The 23,017-nt window shown below is 71.7% G+C and carries 22 protein-coding genes; 13 read left to right on the top strand and 9 right to left on the bottom strand.

The window, feature by feature from the left end:
• The first annotated feature begins 179 nt into the window (after positions 1-179).
• The 4 genes from ACFVH5_RS22640 (at position 180) to ACFVH5_RS22625 (ending at position 3,619) form a co-directional block, all read left to right on the top strand.
• Positions 180-683 carry a hypothetical protein gene (locus ACFVH5_RS22640; RefSeq protein ID WP_385835418.1) on the top strand — a complete coding sequence of 168 codons (504 nt, stop codon included), beginning with the start codon at positions 180-182 and terminating at the stop codon, positions 681-683.
• Between the two features lie 4 nt (positions 684-687).
• Positions 688-2,010, top strand: coding sequence for a sensor histidine kinase (locus ACFVH5_RS22635; RefSeq protein WP_385835417.1), 1,323 nt, complete (start codon positions 688-690; stop codon positions 2,008-2,010).
• Between the two features lie 71 nt (positions 2,011-2,081).
• Positions 2,082-2,732, top strand: a complete 651-nt coding sequence (locus ACFVH5_RS22630) for a response regulator transcription factor (RefSeq protein ID WP_385835416.1) — start codon at positions 2,082-2,084, stop codon at positions 2,730-2,732.
• Between the two features lie 104 nt (positions 2,733-2,836).
• A complete protein-coding gene (locus ACFVH5_RS22625; RefSeq protein ID WP_366785006.1) occupies positions 2,837-3,619 on the top strand; it encodes a TSUP family transporter in 783 nt (260 codons plus the stop codon).
• Between the two features lie 57 nt (positions 3,620-3,676).
• On the opposite strand, the gene ACFVH5_RS22620 is transcribed toward ACFVH5_RS22625, so the two are convergent.
• Both ACFVH5_RS22620 and ACFVH5_RS22615 read right to left on the bottom strand, forming a co-directional pair.
• Positions 3,677-4,327 (bottom strand): class F sortase, encoded by a 651-nt coding sequence (locus ACFVH5_RS22620; RefSeq protein ID WP_385835414.1) that lies wholly within the window; start codon positions 4,325-4,327, stop codon positions 3,677-3,679.
• Positions 4,328-4,446: 119 nt separating this feature from the next.
• Positions 4,447-4,992 (bottom strand): hypothetical protein, encoded by a 546-nt coding sequence (locus tag ACFVH5_RS22615; protein WP_385835413.1) that lies wholly within the window; start codon positions 4,990-4,992, stop codon positions 4,447-4,449.
• 314 nt (positions 4,993-5,306) lie between these two features.
• On the opposite strand from ACFVH5_RS22615, the gene ACFVH5_RS22610 reads away from it, so the two are divergent.
• Positions 5,307-5,942, top strand: a complete 636-nt coding sequence (locus ACFVH5_RS22610) for an NADPH-dependent FMN reductase (protein WP_385835412.1) — start codon at positions 5,307-5,309, stop codon at positions 5,940-5,942.
• A gap of 14 nt (positions 5,943-5,956) precedes the next feature.
• Here ACFVH5_RS22610 and ACFVH5_RS22605 read toward each other — a convergent pair whose 3' ends face one another.
• Complete coding sequence (locus ACFVH5_RS22605; protein WP_385835411.1) at positions 5,957-6,886, bottom strand: aminoglycoside phosphotransferase family protein; 930 nt, start codon at positions 6,884-6,886, stop codon at positions 5,957-5,959.
• Between the two features lie 257 nt (positions 6,887-7,143).
• Here ACFVH5_RS22605 and ACFVH5_RS22600 point away from each other — a divergent pair, with 257 nt between their 5' ends.
• Complete coding sequence (locus ACFVH5_RS22600; protein WP_385835409.1) at positions 7,144-7,500, top strand: hypothetical protein; 357 nt, start codon at positions 7,144-7,146, stop codon at positions 7,498-7,500.
• A 217-nt stretch (positions 7,501-7,717) separates the two neighbouring features.
• Here the strand turns inward: ACFVH5_RS22600 and ACFVH5_RS22595 are convergent, their stop codons facing one another.
• Complete coding sequence (locus ACFVH5_RS22595) at positions 7,718-7,927, bottom strand: DUF397 domain-containing protein (protein ID WP_385835408.1); 210 nt, start codon at positions 7,925-7,927, stop codon at positions 7,718-7,720.
• A 3-nt stretch (positions 7,928-7,930) separates the two neighbouring features.
• Positions 7,931-8,818, bottom strand: coding sequence for a helix-turn-helix domain-containing protein (locus ACFVH5_RS22590; RefSeq protein ID WP_385835407.1), 888 nt, complete (start codon positions 8,816-8,818; stop codon positions 7,931-7,933).
• A gap of 193 nt (positions 8,819-9,011) precedes the next feature.
• On the opposite strand from ACFVH5_RS22590, the gene ACFVH5_RS22585 reads away from it, so the two are divergent.
• A complete protein-coding gene (locus ACFVH5_RS22585) occupies positions 9,012-9,485 on the top strand; it encodes an ATP-binding protein (RefSeq protein WP_385835406.1) in 474 nt (157 codons plus the stop codon).
• Positions 9,486-9,562: 77 nt separating this feature from the next.
• Here ACFVH5_RS22585 and ACFVH5_RS22580 read toward each other — a convergent pair whose 3' ends face one another.
• Entirely contained in the window at positions 9,563-11,206 is a 1,644-nt protein-coding gene (locus ACFVH5_RS22580; RefSeq protein WP_385835450.1) for a M4 family metallopeptidase, read from the bottom strand.
• A gap of 187 nt (positions 11,207-11,393) precedes the next feature.
• Between ACFVH5_RS22580 and ACFVH5_RS22575 the strand changes: the two genes are divergently transcribed.
• Complete coding sequence (locus ACFVH5_RS22575) at positions 11,394-11,816, top strand: gamma-glutamylcyclotransferase family protein (RefSeq protein WP_385835405.1); 423 nt, start codon at positions 11,394-11,396, stop codon at positions 11,814-11,816.
• 112 nt (positions 11,817-11,928) lie between these two features.
• Here ACFVH5_RS22575 and ACFVH5_RS22570 read toward each other — a convergent pair whose 3' ends face one another.
• From ACFVH5_RS22570 to ACFVH5_RS22560, 3 genes are all read right to left on the bottom strand, one after another.
• Positions 11,929-14,076, bottom strand: coding sequence for a molybdopterin oxidoreductase family protein (locus ACFVH5_RS22570; protein WP_385835404.1), 2,148 nt, complete (start codon positions 14,074-14,076; stop codon positions 11,929-11,931).
• Between the two features lie 228 nt (positions 14,077-14,304).
• Positions 14,305-14,601: a hypothetical protein gene (locus ACFVH5_RS22565; protein WP_384814026.1), complete on the bottom strand. Its 297-nt coding sequence runs from the start codon at positions 14,599-14,601 to the stop codon at positions 14,305-14,307.
• Positions 14,602-14,758: 157 nt separating this feature from the next.
• Positions 14,759-15,487, bottom strand: coding sequence for a vancomycin high temperature exclusion protein (locus tag ACFVH5_RS22560; RefSeq protein WP_385835403.1), 729 nt, complete (start codon positions 15,485-15,487; stop codon positions 14,759-14,761).
• Positions 15,488-15,717: 230 nt separating this feature from the next.
• On the opposite strand from ACFVH5_RS22560, the gene ACFVH5_RS22555 reads away from it, so the two are divergent.
• The 5 genes from ACFVH5_RS22555 (at position 15,718) to ACFVH5_RS22535 (ending at position 22,889) form a co-directional block, all read left to right on the top strand.
• Positions 15,718-16,512, top strand: coding sequence for a sirohydrochlorin chelatase (locus tag ACFVH5_RS22555; RefSeq protein WP_385835402.1), 795 nt, complete (start codon positions 15,718-15,720; stop codon positions 16,510-16,512).
• 166 nt (positions 16,513-16,678) lie between these two features.
• The gene (locus ACFVH5_RS22550; RefSeq protein ID WP_385835400.1) at positions 16,679-18,055 is read left to right on the top strand and encodes a deoxyguanosinetriphosphate triphosphohydrolase; all 1,377 of its coding nucleotides are present in this window, start codon (positions 16,679-16,681) and stop codon (positions 18,053-18,055) included.
• 115 nt (positions 18,056-18,170) lie between these two features.
• Positions 18,171-19,436: an NAD(P)/FAD-dependent oxidoreductase gene (locus tag ACFVH5_RS22545; protein WP_385835399.1), complete on the top strand. Its 1,266-nt coding sequence runs from the start codon at positions 18,171-18,173 to the stop codon at positions 19,434-19,436.
• Between the two features lie 56 nt (positions 19,437-19,492).
• Positions 19,493-21,400 (top strand): DNA primase, encoded by a 1,908-nt coding sequence (gene dnaG, locus ACFVH5_RS22540; protein ID WP_385835398.1) that lies wholly within the window; start codon positions 19,493-19,495, stop codon positions 21,398-21,400.
• A 193-nt stretch (positions 21,401-21,593) separates the two neighbouring features.
• Complete coding sequence (locus tag ACFVH5_RS22535; protein WP_384814012.1) at positions 21,594-22,889, top strand: RNA polymerase sigma factor; 1,296 nt, start codon at positions 21,594-21,596, stop codon at positions 22,887-22,889.
• Positions 22,890-23,017: the final 128 nt, after the last annotated feature.

Genomic DNA, 23,017 nt, shown 5'->3' with positions numbered 1-23,017 from the left:
GCTGCCCTCAGCGGGGCCCGGACGCGGATGTGAGGGTTCTCGGGGGGAGGTCGGGGGCGGTCAGGGGGCGGTTAACCGAACCCCCGGCCTCCGTGCGAGCACCATCGATCGGGGCCCCGGAACACGGAAACCTTCGGTACACGCGTACACGTCCGTACGCGCCCGACGGAGGAGCGAACATGGACATCGCCCGGGAACCGCACGCCGGGAAAGCGCACGTCCGGGACCGCGTACCCGTACGGGCCCGGCAGCTCGTGCGCGAGCCGTTCACCGCGCGCACCCGGCGGCGGGTCGCGTACGCGCCGCCGGCCGTACCGGTGGCGCTGCTCGGCGGCCGGGCGGCGGCGGGCCGCCGGCAGCGCGACCTCGTCGGCCGCTTCCTCGGCGGGCGCCTGCCGGGCTCCTCACCCGGTGTGCTGCACGCGCCGCTCGCCCTGCCGCTGAACCTCGCGGTGGCGGCCGTCACCCTGTACGGCCGGTCGATCGTCCCCATGAACATCGGCCGGCCCCTGCGCGGCGGCGACCCGTCCACCTCCTGGTGCGGACCGGCCTTCGCCGGCGCATGGGCGTTCCACGCGGTCCTGGGCGGTATCGGCTTCCTGCTGCTGTTGCCGTGGCTCGGCCGCGCCCTGGCCGCGCCAGTTGCGGCTGGCGACGGCACTCCTCGCGCGGCCGTAGGTTGACGAGATGCCTGACCCCAGGTCCACGCGCCGCCCGGTCACCGCCCTCGCGGTCACGGCCGCCCGGCGCCCGCTCGCCGCCTTCACCCCGCGGGCCCTCGCCACCCTCCTCTACGCGCTGATCGCGCTCCCGCTCGCCCTCGTCGGCTGTCTGCTGACGCTCGCGGGGCTGCTCGTCGGCGGGGTCCTGTCCGTGACCACGCTGGGGCTGTGGGTCCTCGCGCTGACCGTGCGGGGCGCGCTCGCGCTCGGCGCGCTCCAACGGGCCCTCGCACGCCGCCTGCTGCACCTGGACATCGAGAAGCCGCCGACACCCGGCGCCCCCGGCGTCCTGGGCCGCCGCCGCGCCCTGCTCCTCGGCCGGGCCGGCTGGCGCGCCGTCGGCTGCGCGCTCGGCGTGCCCGTCACGGCGGTCCTCGCGTACGCGGCGGCCCTCGGCGCATACGGCTACGGGACGCAGTCGGTCCTCCACCCCCTCCTCAAGCGCTGGAACCACCACACCGTGCGCGACGGGGACTCCGTACGGCACGTGTCCCTCGAAGTTCTCGGCGTCCAGCTCGACTCCTGGCCGCGCTGGCTGATCCCGGTGGCCGCGGGGCTCCTGCTCCTGTCGGCCGCGCCCTGGCTGATGCGCCACGCCCTCACCCCGCACCGCCTGCTGCTGGCCGCCATGCTCGGCCCGAGTGCCGCGGACCGCCGTATCCGCACCCTGGAGGAGACGCGCGCCCAGGCCGTGGACGACGCGGCGGCCACCCTGCGCCGGATCGAGCGCGACCTGCACGACGGGACGCAGGCCCGGCTCGTCGGGCTCGCGATGCATCTGACGATGATCCGGGAGCTGATCGGCGCGGACGCGGACCGCGAGCGGCTCCTCACCGTCGTCGACACCGCCCAGGGCAACGCCAAGCAGGCCATCGCCGACCTGCGCCATCTCGTCAAGGGCATCCATCCGCCCGTACTGGACCAGGGCCTGGACACGGCCCTCGCCACCCTCGCGGCGGACGTGGCGCTGCCCGTCGAGGTCGTCACCGACATCGCGGACCGGCCCGCGCCCGCCGTCGAGTCGATCGCCTACTTCTGCGCCGCCGAACTCCTCGCCAACGCGGCCAAGCACAGCGGGGCGCCGGGCGCCACGGTGCGGGTGACCGCCCGCGCCGGGCTGCTCGCGCTCACCGTCCGGGACGAGGGCCGCGGGGGCGCGGCGATCGGCGCGGGCTCGGGACTCACCGGCCTGCTGACCCGGGTACGGACCGTCGACGGCACGCTCACCTGCGACAGCCCACCGGGAGGGCCTACGGTGGTCACGGTCGAGCTGCCGTACCGAGGCTGAGGCACCCACCGGAGGCCGAGGCACCCACCGGAAACAAGAGGCACACGGGGCACATGGGGGAGACGGGGCACATGCGCGTGGTCATCGCCGAGGACTCCGCACTCCTGCGCGACGGCCTGGCCCAGCTCCTGCAACTGCGGGGCCTGGAGGTCGCCGCGGCCGTCGGGGACGCCGACGCGCTGCTGACCGCCGTGGCCGAGCACCGCCCGGACGCCGCCGTCGTCGACATCCGGCTCCCGCCGACCCAGACGGACGAGGGGATCAGGGCGGCCGTGCGGCTGCGCGCCGACCACCCCGGCACCGGCGTGCTGATCTTCTCCCAGTACGTCGAGACGAAGTACGCGGCCCAACTGCTCGGCACCCACCCGGGCGGCGTCGGCTACCTGCTCAAGGAGCGGGTCGTCGACATCGGCGAGTTCGTGGACGCGCTGGAGCGGATCGCCGCCGGCGGGACCGCCCTCGACCCCGAGGTCGTCGCCCAGCTCTTCGGCGCGAGCCGCCGCGCCACCGCCCTGGACGCCCTCACGCCCCGCGAGCGCGAGGTGCTGGCGCTGATGGCCGAGGGGCGGACGAACCACGCGATCGCCGCGTCCTTCACCGTCTCGGAACGGGCCGTGGAGAAGCACATCGCCAACATCTTCGCCAAGCTCGGCCTGCCGCCCTCCGAGACGGAGAACCGGCGGGTGCTGGCGGTCCTGCGCTACCTGAAGACGACGGGCTGACCTGCGGGGCGATCCGCCCGTGTGATCTGCGGGAACCTCAGAAGACTCTCAAGGATCACAGGATTCGTGGACGACACATCCATCTCGTCCGTAGTGTCGTGATCATGCCCGACATATCGCTGACCATGGTCGTCGTCCTGTGCCTCGCCGCCCTCGCGGCCGGCTGGATCGACGCGGTCGTGGGCGGCGGCGGCCTGCTCCTCCTCCCCGCGCTGCTCCTCGGCCTGCCGAACTCGGGCTCGGCGGCCCAGTACGCGCTCGGCACCAACAAGGCCGTGGCGATCGTCGGGACGACGGGCGCGGCGGTCACGTACGCGCGCAAGGCGCCCGTGGACGTCCGCACGGCGATACGGATCGGACTCGCGGCGCTCGCGGGGTCCACGGCCGGGGCCTTCGTCGCCACCGGGATGAGCACCGAGATCCTGAAACCGGTCGTCATGGTCGTCCTGCTCGGCGTCGGCACCTTCGTGATCCTGAAGCCCGCGTTCGGTACGGCCCCCTCGGCCGAGCCCGTCTCACCGCGCCGCGTCCTCGCCGCGATCGGACTCGCGGGCCTGGGCATCGGCTTCTACGACGGACTGGTCGGCCCCGGCACGGGCACGTTCCTCGTCCTCGCCCTGACCGCGCTGCTGCACCTCGACCTGGTGTCCGCCTCCGCCACCGCGAAGATCATCAACTGCTGCACCAACGCGGGTGCGCTGGCCACGTTCGCCTGGAAGGGCACGGTGTTCTGGCAGCTGGCCGCGCTGATGGCCGTGTTCAACCTGGTCGGCGCCATGGCCGGGGCGCGCACCGCGCTCAAGAAGGGCAGCGGCTTCGTACGGGGCGTGCTGCTGACGGTGGTGTTCGCGCTGGTGGCGAAGCTGGCGTACGACTTCTGGCTCTGAGCCCGGCCGGCCCTGTGCCGCCTCCGACGCGTCTGACACCCCTGACGTGTCTGGCGATCAGGAGCGGCGGCTGCCCGTGAGGTGGGCGAAGACGACCACGTTGCCCTGGTAGCCGGTGCCCGCCGAGTAGCCGCCCCCGCAGGTGATCACGCGCAGTTCCGGGCGCCCCGCGGCCCCGTACACCTTCTCGTCCGGGAAGTCGCGGGCGTCGTACACCTCGACCGCGTCCACGGAGAAGAGGGCGACGCTGCCGTCCCGGCGGCCGACCTCGATCGTGCTGCCCTTGCCGAGGGCGCCGAGCCGGTAGAAGACGGCGGGGCCCTCGGCGTTGTCGACATGGCCCGCGACGATCGCGGTGCCCTTCTCGCCGGGCGCGGTACCGGCCTCGTACCAGCCGGCAAGGTTCTTCCGGGCCGCGGGCGGCACGTCGAGACTGCCCTGCGGGGAGAGGCCGAGGCCCATGAGGGGGGCGTCCACCCGGATCGAGGGGATACGGACGCGGTCGGGCGGTGAGTGCGGCAGCGCGTCGGCCGCGGGCCGGTCCACATGGCTGCCCGCGCGGGCCTGCGCGGCCGACGGCTGAGGCGGCGCGTGCGTCTGGGCGCCGCGGTGCAGCAGCCAGGCCCCGCAGAGCAGCGCGAGCAGCGTGGCGACGGTTATCGAGACGTTGGAGATGTTCGAGACGCTGCCGAACGGACGCACTCGCACCCGGGCCCCTCTCCTCCTGTGACGTTCCATGGGTCCCGCGTCCTCCTCCGGGCCGCGAGGGGCGTCGGGCCCGGAGGAGGAAGGGGACAGCGGTACCGGTGGACAGCGGAGGGTGTCCGTCAGATCCCGTCGCCTCTCGCCCGGCGATGCAGGAGCCAGGTACCGCCCGCGGCGGCGACGGCCAGGGCGGCCACTCCCGCCGCGGTCTGCACGGGGTCGGGGCCGAGTGCGCCGCCGACCCCCGTCTTCACACTTCCCCGCGGGTGGACCTGCGTCTGCGGCCTGCTCTCCTCGGTGGAGGTGAGCGTGACCACCAGGTCGCCGGTCATCCGCGTACCGCCGGAACAGCGCACGACGATCTCGTACGTGCCGGGCTGCGCGGAGGGCGGCACCTCGAACCGGCCGACCGCGTCCCCTTCGTGCGCGCTGGGGATCAGCGTGAAACGGCCCGCGCCGACGGCCCCGGCGTCACCCGACACGGCGTCGTCGGCCTCGCAGGACGCGGTGTTCACGGTGACCTCGGCGCCGGGCGCGACGGTGGCCGGATAGAGCTCGATGGACCCCGCGCCGGCCTCGTCCCCAGCCGCCCCGTACGCGGGTGCCGCGCAGAGGGCCGCCGAGGCGACGGCGAGCGCGGTACCGGTCAGCAGGCGGGCTGTGCGCATCGTGCGTGCTCCTGTCGAGGGGGCGCGGCCCGCGACACCCCCATGTGTCGCTGCGTCGGTCACGCCCTGCCCTACCGAGGTAAGTGGCAGTCGACGGCGTACGCCTCCTGATGGCGCGTCAGAAGTGCGGTGAACGGGTGTCAGGCGGGGGCTGCGCGATACCGCCCCGTCTACGTTTCACCAGGTCACCGAGGGTGCGAGAGGCGTCGCGCCAAAAAGAACCCGAAGAGGACGGGCGGCACGTGTGAACGGGTGACCGGTTCTCGCCGCTGCCGCCTTGACCTCAAGTTTGGTCGAGGTGTGAGGCTCGGTGCATGAACCCCACAGCGGACGTCTCCGCATCCCTTGCCGCCCCCGCCCCCGCCCCCGCCTCCTCGCCCCTCAAGGTCGCCGTCATCATCGGCAGCAACCGGGAGGGCCGCTTCGGCCCCGTCGTCGCCGACTGGCTCCTGGACCGGCTCCGCGAACGCGACGACCTCACGGCCGAGGTGGTGGACACGGCCGACGCCGGACTGCCGACAGCCCTCTCCTACTCCCCGACGCCCGAGGTGACCGCCGAGCTGGCGAAGATCACGCCCAAGCTGGCCGCCGCCGACGCCTTCGTCGTCCTGACCCCCGAGTACAACCACTCCTTCCCCGCCTCGCTCAAGGCCCTCATCGACTGGCACTACGAGGAGTGGCGGGCCAAGCCCGTCGGCTTCGTCTCGTACGGCGGGGTCTCCGGCGGCCTGCGGGCCGTCGAACAGCTCCGCCAGGTCTTCGCCGAGCTGCACGCCGTCACCGTCCGCGACACGGTGTCCTTCCACAACGCGGGCGCGTCCTTCGACGACGAGGGCCACCACCGGGACCCCGCGGCCCCGAACGCGGCCGCGAAGGTGATGCTGGACCAGCTGGGGTGGTGGGGATCGGCACTGCGGGAGGCGAAGACTGCACGGCCGTACGGCAGTTGACGCTGCCGGGCTCACTACTGCTGAGGCAGCCGGGCTTCCTGCTCGGCGTCGGCGAGGGCCTCCGTCACCGTCCGGTGGCCGACGGCCGCCAGTACGGGATTGGTGACCCGGTAGTGGTGTTCCGCCGTCAGGCCGAAGTACAGGGCCCAGCCGCGCCCGCGGGCCCAGGTGTCGTCGTCGACGTCGGCGGTCTCGCGGAACAGGGGCCGGGTCTCGCCGTCGAACACGGCCCAGGCGGCGAGTACGTCGGCCGCCGGATCGCCGGTGCCGAGCCCGCCGAAGTCGATGACCGCGCTGAGGCGACCGTCCTGCGCCAGCAGATTGCCGGGCAGGAGGTCGCCGTGCAGCCAGACGGGTTCGCCGGTCCACCGGGGGACCCGCAGGGCGTCCTCCCAGACGGCTGTCGCCGCGCTCGCGTCCAGCGTGCCGTCCGCGCCGAGATCATGGATGGCGGCCCGCACGTGCCGGTCGTCGGCGAGCGGACCCCCACGCCAGGAAGGCGACCCGCCGACGGCATCGACCCGCCGCAGCGCGGCCACGAACCGGCCCAACTGGCGTGCGGCATCGGCGAGTTCGGCACCCTCCCTCAGTGGCTGGTCGTAGACGTTGCTGCCGTCCAGCCAGCGGAACACGCCCCACGGGAGCGCGTACCCCTGCCCGGGGGCGCCCGCGGCGAGCGGCACGGGGACGGCGAGCGGCAGCCGCGGCGCGAGACTCGACAGCCACCGCTGCTCCTTCTCGACCTGCCCCGCCCCACCGGGCAACCGCGGCAGCCGTACGACCATGTCCTCGCCGAGCCGGTACATGGCGTTGTCGGTCCCGGCGGACACCACCTGCTTCACGGACAGCCCGGCCCACTCGGGAAACTGCTCGGCGACGAGCCGCCCGACGAGCGCCGCGTCGATGTCGAGCTCGTCGGGGTGCATCTTGGGTGCGGGCGGCATGGGGCTCCGTGATCTCCGTGTCCTACGAGTGACGTGAACCGTGACACGCGGCGCCCATGAGCGGCCAGCCTTTAAATCCGGACCGACAGGCGGACGGGCGGACGGACCCACACGGCGTACGCAGGATCGATACCTCGTTCACGTGCGGGTGACACCGCGTATCGGGGCGGCCCGGCCGGGGGATGCGGCCAGACGGATTCACGGACTCCCCGGGCTCATCGGCCCCGAGGAGCCGTCAACGTTCCGGAGGAAAAGGAATGCGTCTTCGCCACACCGCTGCCGCCGCAGTCGGAGCGCTCGTTCTCGTCGTCACCCAAGCGGCGTCCGCGAGCGCCGCCACAGGGGACTTCTCCTACAAGTACGCAGGGCCCGACGGTCGGCCGCAGTCGGTCACCCTGCACGACCCGGAGAGCCCCGCCTGCATCGTGCTGCCCGAGGTCGCGGACCCGGACGCGTCCGAGCCGGCCTTCGCCCCGCACAACGACACCGACACCTGGGTGATGGTGTTCACCGAGCCCGACTGCAGCGGCGACTCCTGGACCCTGCGCCCCCACGGCCAACCGGCCACGGACCGCCTCAAACTCCGCTCGGTGTTCCTGACCGACCGCCACTGACCCGAACCCTCACGCCCGCCCGGTGCGAGGGCTCCGCGATCTCGAAGAGAAGCGGGTCGTCAGCGTCGTACACCGCTGACGCCCCGCCACCGGATGTCAGCCGATCAGAAGCGGATCCAGTGGTAGCGCAGTGAGGTGCGGCCTCTGTCGTCGGAGTAGATCGAGGCAGTGGAGGCCGCCCTGGAGGCTTGGTTGCCTCGGCCTGCCCGGACGCGCCCTAGCTGCGGGGCGGCACCAGTTCACCGCTCACCAGGGCGGTGCGGAAGGCCGTCCAGGTGGCGGGCCGGATGTGGAGGGAGGGGCCGGGGGAGCGTTTGGAGTCCCGTATCGCGATGGCGGTGGTGGGGATGTTGGTGGCTATTTCCACGCACTCGGCCTTTTCGTTGCTGAAGCTGGACTTGCGGTACTCGTACTTGTACTCAGGCACGACTCACAGTTCCTTACGCAGCTGGTGGAGGAATGCCACCGACTCTCCTTCGTCCAGGGCGCGTTCGGTGATCCTCTCGAACAGCTCATCGTAAGCAGCTGCGGCCTCCCCGCCCTCCACCCAGCGTTCGACGAAGGGGGCCTCGACGTAGACGATGTCCATGGCTCCGGGAGCGGCGAACGAGATGATGTTGAATGAGCCGACCAGGCCTGGGTGTGTACCGGCGCTGAACGGGAAGATCCGCAGCTCGACGCTTGGCAGGGCGGCCGCCCTCGTGAGTGCTTGGAGTTGGCCTTCGGCTGTTGCCGTACCGCCGGGGAAGTTGCGGAGAGCGGCTTCGTAGACCACCACTCGCAGGGAGAGCGGCGGGTCGTCGGTGAGTCGCCGCTGACGTGCCAGCCTCGCCGCGATGAACTCCTCGTCCGGCTCGGGGCCCTTGGTCACTGATGCGGCCGGGCTCGATCTCAACGCCCTTACGTAAGCGGGTGTTTGCAGGAGTCCCGGGATGAACGCCGGCTGCCATGCCTTGATGGCAGTGGCCGCGCTCTCCAGCGAGACGTACTCCTGCAGGACGGCGGGGATCGTGTAGTCGCTCCACCAGCCCCTGGCCTTGCGGCGCTCGCGGTCGACCCTGGCCAGTTCAAGGAGCCCGCCGACGACCCGGGGGTCATGGACGCCGTACAGCTCGCACAGCGCCCGGAGGTCCGGGTCGCGCATGGGGACCCAGCCCCGCTCCATCTTGGTGACCTTGGTGATGGACGAGGAGAGGACCTTGGCGGCGTGGGACTGCGTCAGCCCCGCTGCCGTACGCAGCGTGATGAGTTCTCCGCCCAGTCGGCGTCCCAGCACCGAGGAGGTGCTGTTGCCCAACGTCGCTTGATTCGCGGTCAAGTCGTGCTCCTTCGGCCCCGGTACGCGGTCAGTCTGTCGCGGTGCGTAGTCGCCCTGCAACCTCGATCGGATTAATTAGTCCAGGACTAACTTGCATGGCCAGCGCCAGATGCCTACCTTCGGTGGCGAACCGATCACAGAGCGGCACCGGTCGAAGTCCGGCGCAACTCACCCCTGCCCGAAAGCGAGCGGCATGATCGCCCCCGACGAGCCTTTGGCTCTCCAGCACGACCGCCTCGACTACACCCCGCTTCCCAGAAGCGTCACCCTCGCCCGACGCCGGGCCCACCGCCTGCTCACGGACTGGGGGCACTCGGAACTCGCGGCCGATGCGGCTCTGTTGGTGTCCGAGCTGGCCAGTAACGCCGTGCTGCACGGCAGCCTTCGCGAGCGGCTCTTCCGGGTGGAACTCACCCTCACCGAGCAGGTTGTACGAATCTCCGTGTCCGACCCGAAGGGGGAGTTACGGCCCAACCTCCGCGAGGCGACCGCGGACGACATGTTCGGGCGTGGGCTGCTGATCGTCGGACAGGTGGCCGACCGCTGGGGCGTACACACGCTGACCGTCGGCAAGTCCGTCTGGTGCGAACTGGACGTCGCGGGCGCGGAGTCCGACCGGGAGTGCAACGCAATCGGGTCGCGTGCCGGCACTCGCGCAGCCCGCTGAATGCCCGACCCCCGCTTGACATGCGAGTGGCCGCCCCGGTCGTGAACCGGGGCGGCCGACAAAGATCTCGCGTCGGTTCAGGACACCGATACCGCCGACCAGGCCGCGCCCACCGCCGCGTACTCCGTGCTGCCGGCGCCGTACAGGTCCTTCGCGGCGTTCAGGGTGGCCGTGCGGGCGCCCGCGTACTTCGTCGACGACGTCATGTAGACCGTCAGCGCCCGGTACCAGATCGCGCCCAGTCTGGCCCTGCCGATGCCCGTCACCTTCGTGCCGTCGCAGGTGGTGCCGTTGTGGGCGACGCCTCCGACGGTCTTCGGGCCGCTGCCCTCGGCGAGGAGGTACGCGAAGTGGTTGGCGACGCCCGAGGAGTAGTGGACGTCGAGGTCGCCGACCGAAGAGGTCCAGCAGTCCGCGGAGTTGCCGTCCTTGGAGGGCTGATCCATGTACCGGAGCGCCGAGCGGCCGAAGCCGGACTTCACGACCTTCTCGCCGATCCGCCAGTCCCCGGGGTCGGAGGGGTTGGCCGCATAGAACTCCACCAGCGTGCCGAATACGTCGGAGGTCGCCTCGTTCAGGCCGCCGGGCTCGCCCGAGTACGTCAGCGCCGCCGTCTTCGAGGTCACGCCGTGGGACATCTCGTGGCCGCTCACGTCCAGGGACACCAGCGGCCCGAAGGTCGTCCCGTCACCGTCGCCGTACGTCATGCAGAAGCAACCGTCGTCCCAGAACGCGTTGTTGTAGGCGCTCCCGTAGTGCACACGGTTGTACGAGCCCTTGCCGTCGCCCGCTATCCCGCTGCGGCCGTGGGTCTTCTTGTAGTAGTCCCAGGTGGTGTCGGTCCCGTACTGCGCGTCGACCGCCGCCGAGGCGCGGTTTGAATTGGCCCCCGTCCCCCAGTGGTTGTCGGCGTCGGTGAGGACGGGCGCCGCCGCACGCTTGTAGCAGAGGATGAGGATGCAGGAGTCGGTCTTGTTCTGCGTGTCGCCCGTGTACGTGTTTCCCCTGGTGGGGTCGGTCAGTTGATAGGTCGAGCCGGACTTCGTCGTCTGCAGCGGGACCGTTCCCGCGTAGAGGGAGCGCCCGTCACCGGCCGCCGTCTCGATGCTGTCCCAGGCGTCGATCTGCTGTCCGGTGACCGCGTCGGTGAGGACGACCCGGGCCATCGGATTCCCGAGCGAGTCCTTGCCGGTGGCCTCGGTGCGCCAGGCCAGCCGAGGCTTGCCGTGCAGGGCGTCGACCACCAACTGCGGCTTGGCGACCAGCCCGCGGAGCGTCTCGCCGACGTTCGCGAGACGCAGGGCCGCGGTGGCGAGACCGGCCGCCTTGGGCGCCGACACCGACGGCTCGACGCTCGTGAGGGAGAGTGGACGCGTGGTGGCCCGTTCGGAGCTGCGGTAGTCACCGGCCGACGTCAGATGGACAACGAAGTCGCCGCCCAGTACCGGCAATTGACGGTATGTACGGTCGTACCGCACATGCTGTGTGCCGTCCGTGTCGACGATCACGTCACGGGCCTTCGTGCCCTGGTCGGAGGTGAGGCCCAGCCGTGCGGCCTGATCGGCGATCACCGCTGCCGCGTTGCCGAGCACGGTGTCGCGGCTCGGCCCGTCGGCCGCGCCCGCGCCGGGGGACAGGGCGCCCGCGAGCAAGGTGGTGGCCGCCGCGGATATACCGACGGTGGCGAGGCGCGAGCCCCGGATGTGCCGTGTCCGACTCATCGAACGCATCGAACTCCTCAAGAAGGCACGCGAAACGCGTGGTGGGGGAGTGGAGGGTGGGGGGATGCGAATGCGAATGCCCGTTCAGTTCTAGGTGGCCGGGTGGTGTCATGTCCATAGCTGATCGCTGGGGGACGTGTGGGGATGTGTGTGGGGTGAGAATCGTTTCTGCGAAGGTCCGGGCAGGGTGAACCGACTGCCGTTCTTCGTCTACGGGACGCTGCTCCGAGGTGAGGCGAACCACGACGCCTTCCTTCGCGGACGCACACTCTCGGAGACCCCGGCGACCCTCACGGGCGCGCTGCTGTACGAGGGTCCCGGATACCCGTACGCGGTCGAGACGCCTGAAGCCCACGGAGGAGTGGTGCACGGCGAACTCGTCACGGCCGACCCCGCCGCCTACCCACAACTCCTCGCCGCACTGGACGAATTGGAGGAGTACGCCCCGGGCGACCCGGCACATCTCTACGAGCGCGTGGCAAGAGACGTAACAAGGACGTCGGACGCCGCACGCGTACGGGCATGGGTGTACGTGGCGGCCCCGACGGTGGCGGCGGAACTGAGGGCGGGCGGCCAGCTGATCAAAGGCGGCGACTGGAGGCCCCGTTAGGGGCGCGGGGAACGGCGCAGTCTTTGGCCTTTAGGGGCGCGGGGCTGTGTCTACGTGCGGCTCCGCCGCGGGGCGCGACCAGCCCCCACGGACCCGCAGCATCCCCCCGACCTCAACCCACCCGCTCAACACTCCCCACCCGCTCCACCCGAACCGCACACCCCTTGAACTCCGGCATCCGCGACACCGGATCGAGCGCCGGATTCGTCAACGTGTTGGCCCGCCCTTCCCCCGGCCAGTGAAACGGCATGAACACCGTGTCGGCCCGGATCGTGGTCGTGATCCGCGCCGGCGCCACCGCGCGCCCCCGCCGCGACACCACGGCCAGTGGTTCCCCCTCCACGACCCCGAGCCGCTCGGCCAGCCGGGGATGCAACTCCACGAAGGGGCCGGGCGCGGCGGCGTTCAGCTCGTCGACGCGGCGCGTCTGCGCACCCGACTGGTACTGGGAGACCACCCGGCCGGTGGTCAGCAGCACCGGGTACTCCTCGTCCGGCTCCTCAGCCAGCGGCCGATGGCTCACGGCGACGAACCGCGCCCGCCCGTCCGGCGTGGCGAACCGGTCGAGGAACAGCCGGGGCGTACCGGGGTGCGCCCCGCCCGCACCGGTGCCGGCAGCGGGCCCTGTCGAGTCACCGGCCTCTTCCGCGGGGCACGGCCAGAACACCCCGTTCTCCTCCGCCAACCGCCGGTACGTGATCCCCGAGTAGTCGGCGGCCCCACCCGCACTGGCCCGCCGCAGTTCCTCGAAGACCTCCTCCGGGTCCGTGGGGAAGCCCTTCTCCACGCCCAGGCGGGCGGCCAGTTCCCGCAGCACGTACAGATCGCTGCGGATGCCGTCCGGCGGTGTGATCGCCTGCCGGCGCAGCAGGACGCGGCCCTCCAGGCTGGTCGTCGTGCCCGTCTCCTCGGCCCACTGGGTGACGGGGAGGACGACGTCCGCCAGCTCGGCCGTCTCGGACAGCACCACGTCGGCGACGGCCAGGAAGTCCAGCGACCGCAGCCGTTCCTCGATGTGGGCGGCCCGGGGCGCGGACACCACCGGATTGGAGGCCATCACCAGCAGCGAGCGGATGTCCGTGCCCATGGCGTCGAGCAGCTCGTACGCGCTGCGGCCCGGCCCCGGCAGCGAGTCGGGGTCGACGCCCCAGACCTCGGCCACATGCCGCCGCGCGGCCGGGTCGTCGAGTTTGCGGTAGCCGGGCAACTGGTCGGCCTTCTGCCCGTGTTCACGCCCGCCCTGCCCGTTGCCCTGCCCGGTGAGGCAGCCGTACCCGGAGTACGGCCGCCCCGCCCGCCCGGTCGCCAGGCACAGGTTGATCCACGCGCCGACCGTGTCCGTGCCCTTGGACTGCTGCTCGGGCCCGCGCGCGGTGAGCACCATCGCGGACTCCGGCTCGCAGAACATCCTTACGGCCTCGCGGAGTTGGGGAACGGACACCCCCGTGATCCGTTCCACGTACTCCGGCCAGTGCGCCATCGCCGCCGCCCGCGCCTCCTCCCACCCGCTCGTACGCTCCTGGATGTACGCCTCGTCCGTACGCCCCTCCGCCACCACCAGGTGCAACAGCCCCAGTGCCAGGGCGAGATCGGTGCCAGGACGCGGGGCGAGATGCAGATCCGCCTGCTCGGCCGTACGCGTGCGGCGCGGATCGATCACGATCAACGTGCCGCCGTTCTCCCTCAGCTCCGTGAGGTAGCGCAGCGCGGGAGGCATGGTCTCGGCGAGATTCGAGCCGACGAGGATCACACACCCCGTCCTCGGGATGTCCTCCAGCGGGAAGGGCAGCCCCCGGTCAAGACCGAAGGCCTTGATGCCACCGGCCGCCGCGGACGACATGCAGAACCGTCCGTTGTAGTCGATCTGCGAGGTGCCGAGCGCGACGCGGGCGAACTTGCCGAGCGTGTACGCCTTCTCGTTGGTCAGCCCGCCCCCGCCGAAGATCCCGCACGCGTCCGGGCCATGCTCCGTACGAGTGCGGGACAGCCCCTCGGCGATCCGGTCGAGCGCCTCGCCCCAGCCGGCCGGCCGCAGCTCGCCGTCCTCGCGGACCAGCGGGGTGGTCAGCCGCACCCGGGACGAGAGCAGCGCGGGCGCGGTGCGGCCCTTGCCGCAGAGGGCGCCCCGGTTCACCGGGAAGTCGGTGCGTTCCGTCACCTCCACCACGCTGCCGCCCTCGCCGCCCGGCACGGGCGTCAGGTTCATACCGCACTGCAGCGCGCAGTACGGGCAGTGGGTGGGCGTCACGGAGGTCTGCATACCGTTCAGCGTGCGTCGGACGTGTTACGCGGCACGACGCACCCCGTTACGCGGCAGGCACGGGGACCTCCCCGCCCGCACCGGCCGGCCGTGAGGGCGCCCGCGCGAGGAGGGGGCGGCGGGGTGGGAGCACCCGCCAGTGCTCCGCCCCGCCGCCCGCCCGAAGACCGCGATCACTCAGCCACGTGTGCGCGGCCACACACACGCGGCCCGCTCACGCGGCCCCGCTCAGCACTCGTACGCGTAGTAGGGCTCGTCGCCCGCCTCCAGGCCGATGCGTCCCACCCCGCCGGGTCCGATCTGGATACAGCTGGGGTCCCACCCGTCGACTTCGACCGTGGCGGAGATCGTGTGGCCGCACACGTTGTGGATGTCGGCCCATCCCCAGCCGGAGGCGCCGAGCTTGGCGCAGCCGGGCTCCCGCAGCGCCCCGTCGCTGTCCGCCGAGGCGGTCACCACGGCACCCGGCACCGACAGCAGTGCGGCCGCCATGGCGGCGACGAAGGCAGTACGAAGTCCAGTCATCATGTGTCCTTCCCATCAAGCCCAGTTGAAGGTCCGGGCTGCTGAAAAAGACACTATCCGTAGTCGGTTGACTACAGAACGCTTCGGAACCGCTTTCACGCGGCAGGGTGAGCGACCGCCGCCAAACCCCGTCGGCGGCGTGACATCCATCTCCCGACTACTGCCCCGCAGACTGTTTGGCGGACGCCAACGCCCTTTCCACGCCCGGCTCTTGAGGCCCCAGGAAGGTGGGATCGGGCTCGAAGACCGCGTCCAGGAGCGCCTTCCCGGCCGCCACCACCTCGCGGGCCCCGCCGTAGTACCAGGTCGTGTCGTGCACGTCGTCCACCCCGACCCCGTACGACGCGACGCCCGCCTCCTCGCACAGCGCGACCGCGCGCCGGATGTGGAAGCCCTGGCTGATCAGTACGGCCTCGTCCACGCCGAAGATCTTCTTGGCCCGCACACAGGAGTCCCAGGTGTCGAAGCCGGCGTAGTCGCTGACGATCCGCCCGTCGGGCACGCCCCGCTTCGTGAGATAGGCGCGCATGGCGTCCGGCTCGTCGTAGTCCTCACGGCTGTTGTCGCCGGTGACCAGGACCACCTGGATACGGCCGGACCGGTACAGCTGCGCCGCAGCGTCCAGCCGGTGCGCGAGATACGGGGACGGCTCGCCCTGCCACAGCCCGGCCCCGAAGACGACCGCGACCTCGGTGCGCGGCACGTCCGCCGCCGTCCGCAGCCGGTCGCCCGTGACCGTGAACATCCACGCCGACGGGAGCAGCCCGAGCACGCACCCGGCCATCACAGCCTGCACGGCACGGCGCTGCCCGGTACGGGTGCGCGGCAGCCGCGGTCGCAGGAACTCCGGCAGTCGCGGCAGTCGCGGACGTCTCGGACGACGCATGGGACGGTCCCTCCCCGGGTGGCCTCGGGCGGCCTCGCCACGGGAGACGCCTGGCGGGGCCATCCGGTTCACTCCGAGTGACTCCACTCATGGCGCGACCTGTGGCGCGACTCGTGGCACGGCTCACGGCACGGCATCTCACACGGCCCCGCACCCCACCGTGAAGCCCCGGAAAAGCTCCGTGATCACGGCGCAACGGGCAGGCAACCTCCTACCGGCACCCTTGACGCATGACGGCGCACCTCATGAACCGGAACAGCAGCAGTCGGCGCGGCACCCGGCGTCCTGCCCCGCCCGCGCTCGTCCTGGTGGGCCACGGCAGCCGCGATCCACGTGCCCTGAGCACCGTACGGACCCTCATGGAGCGGATCCGCGAGCTGCGCCCCGGTCTGCCCGTGCACCTCGGGCACATCGAGCTGAACGAACCCCTGCTGCCCGACACGCTCGCCGCCCTCGGCACCGGTGACGCGGTCCTCGTACCGCTGCTGCTGAGCCGCGGCCACCACGTCAAGCGGGACATCCCCGAAGTGGCCGCGGCGTCGTCGGCGCACGTCCGGATCGCCGGACCGCTGGGCCCGCACCCGCTGCTCGTGGAGACGCTGTACGAGCGTCTGGTCGAGGCCGGCTGGCGCACGCCGGACGCGGTCGAGCGCCGGACGAGCGCGGTCGTGCTCGCCGCGGCGGGTTCGCGCGACCCCGACGCGGCCGTCGACACCCGCCACACCGCGAGGCTGCTCGCGAACCGCCTGGGCGTCCCGGTCGTCCCCGCGTACGCCTCCGCCGCCACCCCCACGGTCACGGACGCCGTACGCGCCCTCACCGCCCGGGGCCGCCCCCGCATCGCGGTGGCCTCCTACTTCACGGCCCCCGGCCGCTTCGCCACGCAGTGCACGGCAGCGGCCCCGGGCCTGGCGGCGGCCCCCTTGGGCTCCCACCCGACGATGGCCCGTCTGGCCCTGCACCGCTACGACCAGGCCATGGCGACCCCGACATCTTCACAACACACCCTGGCCGCAACCGCCTAGGGGCGCGGGGAACGGCGCGACCAGCCACAACGAACCCGCACCCGCCCCCGGCCAGTACACGGCAGACGCGCAGGCGCAAAACGCGCAGAGGCAAAACGCAGGCGCAAAAACCGCGCAGGCGCAATCACACACCCCAATTGTCAGCCCCTCCGCTTACTGTCAAGGCATGGAAGGCACGAGCACCGAAACCCCCCGCCCCCCACAGGCAGAGGCACAGGCACAGGCACACGAGCCAAAGACCAACCCCCCGGCCTACGACCCCACGTCAGTGGCCCGCTGGGCCACAGAGCCGGACAAACGCCCGGGCCGCACCGCCTTCCAGCGAGACCGCGCCCGCGTCCTGCACAGCTCCGCCCTCCGCCGCCTCGCGGGCAAGACCCAGGTGGTCACCCCCGGCACCCGGAGCCAGATCTGGGACGCGAGCCCCCGCACCCGTCTGACCCACTCCCTGGAGTGCGCCCAGATCGGCCGCGAGCTGGGCGCCGCCCTCGGCTGCGACCCCGACCTCGTCGAGGCGGCCTGCCTCTCCCACGACCTGGGCCACCCGCCGTTCGGGCACAACGGAGAACAGGCGCTGAACGAGTTCGCCGAGGACTGCGGCGGCTTCGAGGGCAACGCCCAGTCGCTCAGACTCCTCACCCGGATCGAGCCCAAGCGCTTCGTGCGCGGCGCGGCCGTCCCGTCGGCGGCCCTCGCGGACGGTGACGGCCTGTTCAGCGTCGGCCTCAACCTCACCCGCGCCACCCTCGACGCCGCCACGAAGTACCCCTGGCCGCGCGGCTCCCACCCCACCGACCCGGGCTCCGTGAAGTTCGGGGTCTACGAGGACGACCGCCCCGTCTTCGACTGGATCCGCGAGGGCGCCCCCGGCACCCGCACCACCTTCGAGGCCCAGGTCATGGACTGGGCCGACGACGTGGCGTATTCGGTGCACGACGTGGAGGACGGCCTGCACGCGGGTCACATCGACCCCGAGTGCCTGCACGCGGAGCCCGAGCGGCAGGAGATCTTCCGGGTCGCGATCGGGCGGTACGTGGAGGCGGACACCGATCCCGCCGAGCTGGCCGCGGCCCTCGACCGGATCCTCGGCCAGGAGTGGTGGCCGCACGGCTACGACGGCTCGGCCGTCGCGCAGGCCCGGCTGAAGGACGCCACCAGCCAGCTCATCGGCCGGTTCTGCCTCGCCGCGGAGAGCGCCACGCGCGCGAGGTACGGGACGGGCAGACTCACGCGGTACGCAGCCGAACTGGTCGTCCCGCGCGCCGCGCGCCTGGAGTGCGCGGTGCTCAAGGCCGTCGCCGACCGGTACGTGATGCAGCGCGCCGAGCAGGAGCTGCTCCGCGCCGACCAGCGGATCGTCGTCGCCGAGCTGGCCGAGGCACTGACCGAGCGGGCGCCCGAGGGCCTCGACCCGCAGTTTCGAGCCTTGTTCGACGAGGCGTCCGACGACCGGGCCCGCAAGCGGGTGATCGTCGACCAGATCGCCTCGCTCACGGACGCCGCCGCACGATCACTGCATGCGAGGCTCAGGGTGCAGGTGTGACGTCCGGAGGGGGCGTACGTGACCCTGCGTGGCCTGAAGGGGCCGCTCCCTCTTCCCCCATCACGCTGCGTGCGGGACGCTCGCAGGTGGCGACACCGTAACGAGGAGGCATCAAGTGGTCGACGCAGATCAGACATTCGTCATCGTCGGAGGAGGCCTGGCCGGCGCCAAGGCGGCCGAGACGCTCCGGGCGGAGGGCTTCAACGGCCGGGTGATACTGATCTGTGACGAACGGGACCACCCGTACGAAAGGCCGCCGCTGTCCAAGGGATATCTGCTCGGCAAGGAGGAGCGCGACAGCGTCTTCGTCCACGAGCCCGCCTGGTACGCGCAGAACGACGTCGAGCTGCACCTCGGCCAGACCGTCGACGCGATCGACCGGACCGCGAAGACCGTCCGCTTCGGCGACGACGGCACCCTCGTCCACTACGACAAGCTGCTGCTCGTGACCGGCGCCGAACCGCGCCGTCTCGACATCCCGGGCACCGACCTCGTCGGAGTCCACCACCTGCGGCGCCTCGCCCACTCCGAGCGCCTCAAGCAGGTCCTGGCCGCCCTCGGCCGCGACAACGGCCACCTGGTCGTCGCGGGCGCCGGCTGGATCGGCCTGGAGATCGCCGCGGCGGCCCGTGAGTACGGGGCCGAGGTCACCGTCGTCGAGTCCGAGCAGACCGCGCTGCACGGCGTGCTCGGCCCCGAGCTGGGCGAGATCTTCGCCGAGCTGCACCGCGAGCACGGTGTCCGCTTCCACTTCGGCGCCCGCCTCACCGAGATCACCGGCCACGACGGCCTGGTCCTGGCCGCCCGCACCGACGACGGCGAGGAACACCCCGCGCACGACGTCCTGGCCGCGATCGGCGCGGCCCCGCGCACCGGCCTCGCCGAGGCGGCGGGCCTGGAACTGGCCGACCGGGCGCACGGCGGCGGCATCGCGGTCGACGAGCGGCTGCGCACCTCCGACCCCGACATCTACGCGGCCGGTGACGTGGCCGCCTTCCCGCACCCGCTGTTCGGCACGCGGCTGCGCGTCGAGCACTGGGCGAACGCGCTGAACGGCGGCCCGGCGGCGGCCCGAGCGATGCTGGACCGCGGAACGACGTACGACAGGGTGCCCTATTTCTTCTCCGACCAGTACGACGTAGGGCTTGAGTACTCGGGCTGGGCGCCCCCGGGGACGTACGACCAAGTGGTGATCCGGGGAGACGCGAGCAAGCGCGAATTCATCGCCTTCTGGGTGAAGGAGGGGCGCGTGCTCGCCGGGATGAACGTCAATGTGTGGGACGTCACAGAACCCATCCAGCAGCTGATCCGCACGGGGGCACAGGTGGACACCGAGGCGCTCGCCGACCCGCACGTTCCGCTGGACAGCCTGGTCCCATGACCGGCGCAGAGGCTCGGGGGGACTCCACTGTCACACCGTCCCCGTAGACTCGGCGCGTGGCCGGCAGGATCAACGACGAGGACGTGAAGGCGGTTCGGGACGGGGTCCCGATCGACGCCGTGGTGTCCGAGTACCTCCAACTGCGCAACGCGGGCGGCGGAAACCTCAAGGGACTGTGCCCGTTCCACGACGAGAAGTCGCCCTCCTTCCAGGTCAGCCCGAGCAAGGGGCTCTTCCACTGCTTCGGCTGCCAGGAGGGCGGCGACACCATCACGTTCGTGATGAAGGTCGACCACCTCACCTTCTCGGAGGCGGTCGAGCGCCTCGCGGGCCAGGCGGGCATCACCCTTCGTTACGAAGAGGGCGGGTACAACCCCTCCCACCAGCGCGGCGAGCGGATCCGCCTGGTCGAGGCCCACCAGGCCGCGGCCAAGTTCTACATCGAGCAGCTCGACAGCAGCTCCGAGGCCGACACCGGCCGCACGTTCCTCGCCGAGCGCGGCTTCGACCAGTCGGCCGCCACGCACTTCGGCGTCGGCTACAGCCCCCAGGGCTGGGACCACCTCGTCCGCTACCTGCGCGGCAAGGGCTTCACCGACAAGGAACTGCTGCTCTCCGGCCTCGCCCAGGAGGGCCGCCGCGGCCCCATCGACCGCTTCCGCGGCCGGCTGATGTGGCCGATCCGCGACATCGGCGGCGAGGTCGTCGGCTTCGGCGCCCGCAAGCTCTACGAGTCGGACAACGGCCCGAAGTACCTGAACACGCCCGACACGCCGATCTACCGCAAGTCCCAGGTCCTGTACGGCATCGACCTCGCCAAGAAGGACATCGCCAAGAGCAGCCGGGCCGTCGTCGTCGAGGGCTACACCGACGTCATGGCCTGCCACCTGGCCGGCATCACCACCGCCATCGCGACCTGCGGCACGGCCTTCGGCAACGACCACATCAAGATCCTGCGCCGGCTCCTGATGGACAACGGCTCGGCACGGGTGATCTTCACCTTCGACGGGGACTCGGCCGGCCAGAAGGCCGCCCTGCGCGCCTTCGAGGACGACCAGAAGTTCGCCGCCGAGACGTACATCGCGATCGCCCCGGACGGCATGGACCCCTGCGACCTGCGCCTCGCCAAGGGCGACGCGGCCGTCGCCGACCTCGTCGAACCGCGCACCCCGCTCTTCGAGTTCGCCCTGCGCCAGATCACCGCCCGCTACGACCTGGAGACCCCCGCGGGCCGCGCCGCCGCGCTCGACGAGTCCGCGCCCGTCGTGGCCCGCATCAAGAACAGCGGCGCCCAGCACGAGGTCGCCGTCCAGCTCGCCGGCATGCTCGGCATCCTCGACACGCAGTTCGTCGTCAAGAGGGTCGCCCAGATGGCCCGCTGGGCCCGCGACCGCGGCGGCAAGGGCCCCGCGCCGACGGGCAACGGCCGCGCCCCGCAGCAGTACGAGAACAGCGGCCCCAAGCCCCCTTCGGGCCCGGCCCTGACCCTGCGCAACCCGGTGTTCGCCACCGAGCGCGAACTGCTGAAGCTGGCCCTGCAGCGCCCCGACCTGGTCTCCCCGGCCTTCGACGCGTACGGGGTGGACGAGTTCACCGCCCCGCCGTACGCGGCCGTCCGCGAGACGATCATGGAGGCGGGCGGCGCGGAGTACGGCGTCCAGGACCCGCAGGAATACCTCGTACAGGTCCGCGAGGCCGCCCGGGACGACGTGGTTCGCGCCATGGTCACGGAGCTGGCCGTCGAGGCCATCATGCGCAAGACCGTCGACGAGGCCTACGCCGGCGAGCAGTTGGTGACCGTCCGCCGGCGGGCCGTCGAGCGCCGGGTCCGCGACGTCCAGGGCGCGCTCGCGCGCGCCAGCGCGCAGGGCGACCCGGCCCAGCTGACGGCCGTGCAGAACGAGCTGTGGGTCCTCCAGCAGTACGACCAGGCCCTGCGCGAGAAGGGCCCCGCCGCGCTCTGAGCGGGCGGGCGGCGGCGAACCCCTGGTCGGGACCCCTGGTCGGGAACCGGACACCTCGGGGAACGTCCCAGATCAGGGTGCACAGGAGCATACATACTTTCCGTGAGGGTAACCGGGCAGTCACGGACAGGACTCAAAAAGTCACCGCACGCCCCTCGTGGCGAGGATGTGTCGTACTCCACACTGGGTTCCGGTGCCTGAGTCCTCGGAGCGCGGCCGACCCGAACGCGACGGGTCCGAAGTCCCCGCGGTTCCGCTCAACGTGTTCGGGACGGACAGCGGCAAGGCCGTCGTCCCCGTCCCGCTGCCGCACGCCTCAGCAGCGACATTCCTGGAGGTCGCCCCCGTGCAGACCCAGACCCTGACCGACAACAGCACGCACCCCGCGCACCCCGCGCACAAGGACACGGACGCCGATGTCCTCGCGGCCGTACCACCGCAGAACCGTGCCGCCCAGCACCCCGAGAGCGCACCGGAGCCGGAGAGCACGCCGGAGCCGCCCGCCGCCGTCCTCGTGGAGAGCGAGACCGAGACGCCGGAGCCGGTGGAAGTGCCGCGCGGACGCGCGGACACCGGCGGGCCGTCCTCCGACCTGTTCCGCCAGTACCTGCGGGAGATCGGCCGGATCCCGCTCCTCACTGCGGTCGAGGAGGTCGAACTCGCCCGCCGGGTCGAAGCGGGCCTCTTCGCCGAGGAGAAGCTCCGGCTGGCCTCCGACCTCGACAGCCAACTCGCCCTGGACCTCGACAAACTCGTGGTCATGGGCCGCATGGCCAAACGCCGGCTCATCGAGGCGAACCTGCGTCTCGTCGTCTCCGTCGCCAAGCGGTACGTGGGGCGCGGGCTCACCATGCTCGACCTGGTCCAGGAAGGCAACCTGGGGCTGATCAGGGCGGTCGAGAAGTTCGACTACGCCCGCGGGTACAAGTTCTCGACGTACGCGACCTGGTGGATCCGCCAGGCCATGTCCCGGGCCCTCGCCGACCAGGCCCGCACGATCCGGGTCCCCGTGCACGTGGTCGAACTCATCAACCGGGTCGTGCGGGTGCAGCGGCGGATGCTGCAGGAACGGGGGTACGAGCCGACGCCGGAGGAGGTCGCGGCGCATCTCGACCTGCCCAGTGAGCGGGTCAGTGAGGTGTTGCGGCTCGCGCAGGAGCCGGTGTCGCTCCACGCGCCGGTGGGGGAGGAGGACGATGTCGCCCTCGGGGACCTGATCGAGGACGGGGACGCGACGAGTCCTGTCGAGTCGGCGGCGTTCCTGCTCCTCCGGGAGCATCTGGAGGCGGTGCTGTCCACGCTGGGCGAGCGTGAGCGGAAGGTCGTCCAACTCCGGTACGGGCTGGCGGACGGGCGCCCGCGCACGCTGGAGGAGATCGGGCGGATCTTCGGCGTCACCCGTGAGCGGATCCGCCAGATCGAGTCCAAGACCCTCAACAAACTCCGCGACCACGCGTTCGCGGACCAGCTGAGGGGCTACTTGGACTAGGACTTCTCCTCGCCCCCGCCGCCCCTTCCCCTTCCCGACCACGCATGGGGGCTGCGCCCCCTCGCCCCCTTTGTCCTCAAACGCCGGACGGGCTGATTTTCAGCCCGTCCGGCGTTTGAGGACACAGT

Source organism: Streptomyces sp. NPDC127119, from assembly GCF_042677425.1.
In the GTDB taxonomy this organism is placed as follows: domain Bacteria; phylum Actinomycetota; class Actinomycetes; order Streptomycetales; family Streptomycetaceae; genus Streptomyces.
This window is presented reverse-complemented; position numbering and strand designations above follow the sequence as displayed.

Bases quoted from the DNA above. Each gene is read 5' to 3' on its own strand.
- ACFVH5_RS22640 (WP_385835418.1), top strand. From the start codon at position 180: ATGGACATCGCCCGGGAACCGCACGCCGGGAAAGCGCACGTCCGGGAC.
- ACFVH5_RS22635 (WP_385835417.1), top strand. From the start codon at position 688: ATGCCTGACCCCAGGTCCACGCGCCGCCCGGTCACCGCCCTCGCGGTC.
- ACFVH5_RS22630 (WP_385835416.1), top strand. From the start codon at position 2,082: ATGCGCGTGGTCATCGCCGAGGACTCCGCACTCCTGCGCGACGGCCTG.
- ACFVH5_RS22625 (WP_366785006.1), top strand. From the start codon at position 2,837: ATGCCCGACATATCGCTGACCATGGTCGTCGTCCTGTGCCTCGCCGCC.
- ACFVH5_RS22615 (WP_385835413.1), bottom strand. From the start codon at position 4,992: ATGCGCACAGCCCGCCTGCTGACCGGTACCGCGCTCGCCGTCGCCTCG.
- ACFVH5_RS22610 (WP_385835412.1), top strand. From the start codon at position 5,307: ATGAACCCCACAGCGGACGTCTCCGCATCCCTTGCCGCCCCCGCCCCC.
- ACFVH5_RS22605 (WP_385835411.1), bottom strand. From the start codon at position 6,886: ATGCCGCCCGCACCCAAGATGCACCCCGACGAGCTCGACATCGACGCG.
- ACFVH5_RS22600 (WP_385835409.1), top strand. From the start codon at position 7,144: ATGCGTCTTCGCCACACCGCTGCCGCCGCAGTCGGAGCGCTCGTTCTC.
- ACFVH5_RS22585 (WP_385835406.1), top strand. From the start codon at position 9,012: ATGATCGCCCCCGACGAGCCTTTGGCTCTCCAGCACGACCGCCTCGAC.
- ACFVH5_RS22580 (WP_385835450.1), bottom strand. From the start codon at position 11,206: ATGAGTCGGACACGGCACATCCGGGGCTCGCGCCTCGCCACCGTCGGT.
- ACFVH5_RS22570 (WP_385835404.1), bottom strand. From the start codon at position 14,076: ATGCAGACCTCCGTGACGCCCACCCACTGCCCGTACTGCGCGCTGCAG.
- ACFVH5_RS22565 (WP_384814026.1), bottom strand. From the start codon at position 14,601: ATGACTGGACTTCGTACTGCCTTCGTCGCCGCCATGGCGGCCGCACTG.
- ACFVH5_RS22560 (WP_385835403.1), bottom strand. From the start codon at position 15,487: ATGCGTCGTCCGAGACGTCCGCGACTGCCGCGACTGCCGGAGTTCCTG.
- ACFVH5_RS22555 (WP_385835402.1), top strand. From the start codon at position 15,718: ATGACGGCGCACCTCATGAACCGGAACAGCAGCAGTCGGCGCGGCACC.
- ACFVH5_RS22550 (WP_385835400.1), top strand. From the start codon at position 16,679: ATGGAAGGCACGAGCACCGAAACCCCCCGCCCCCCACAGGCAGAGGCA.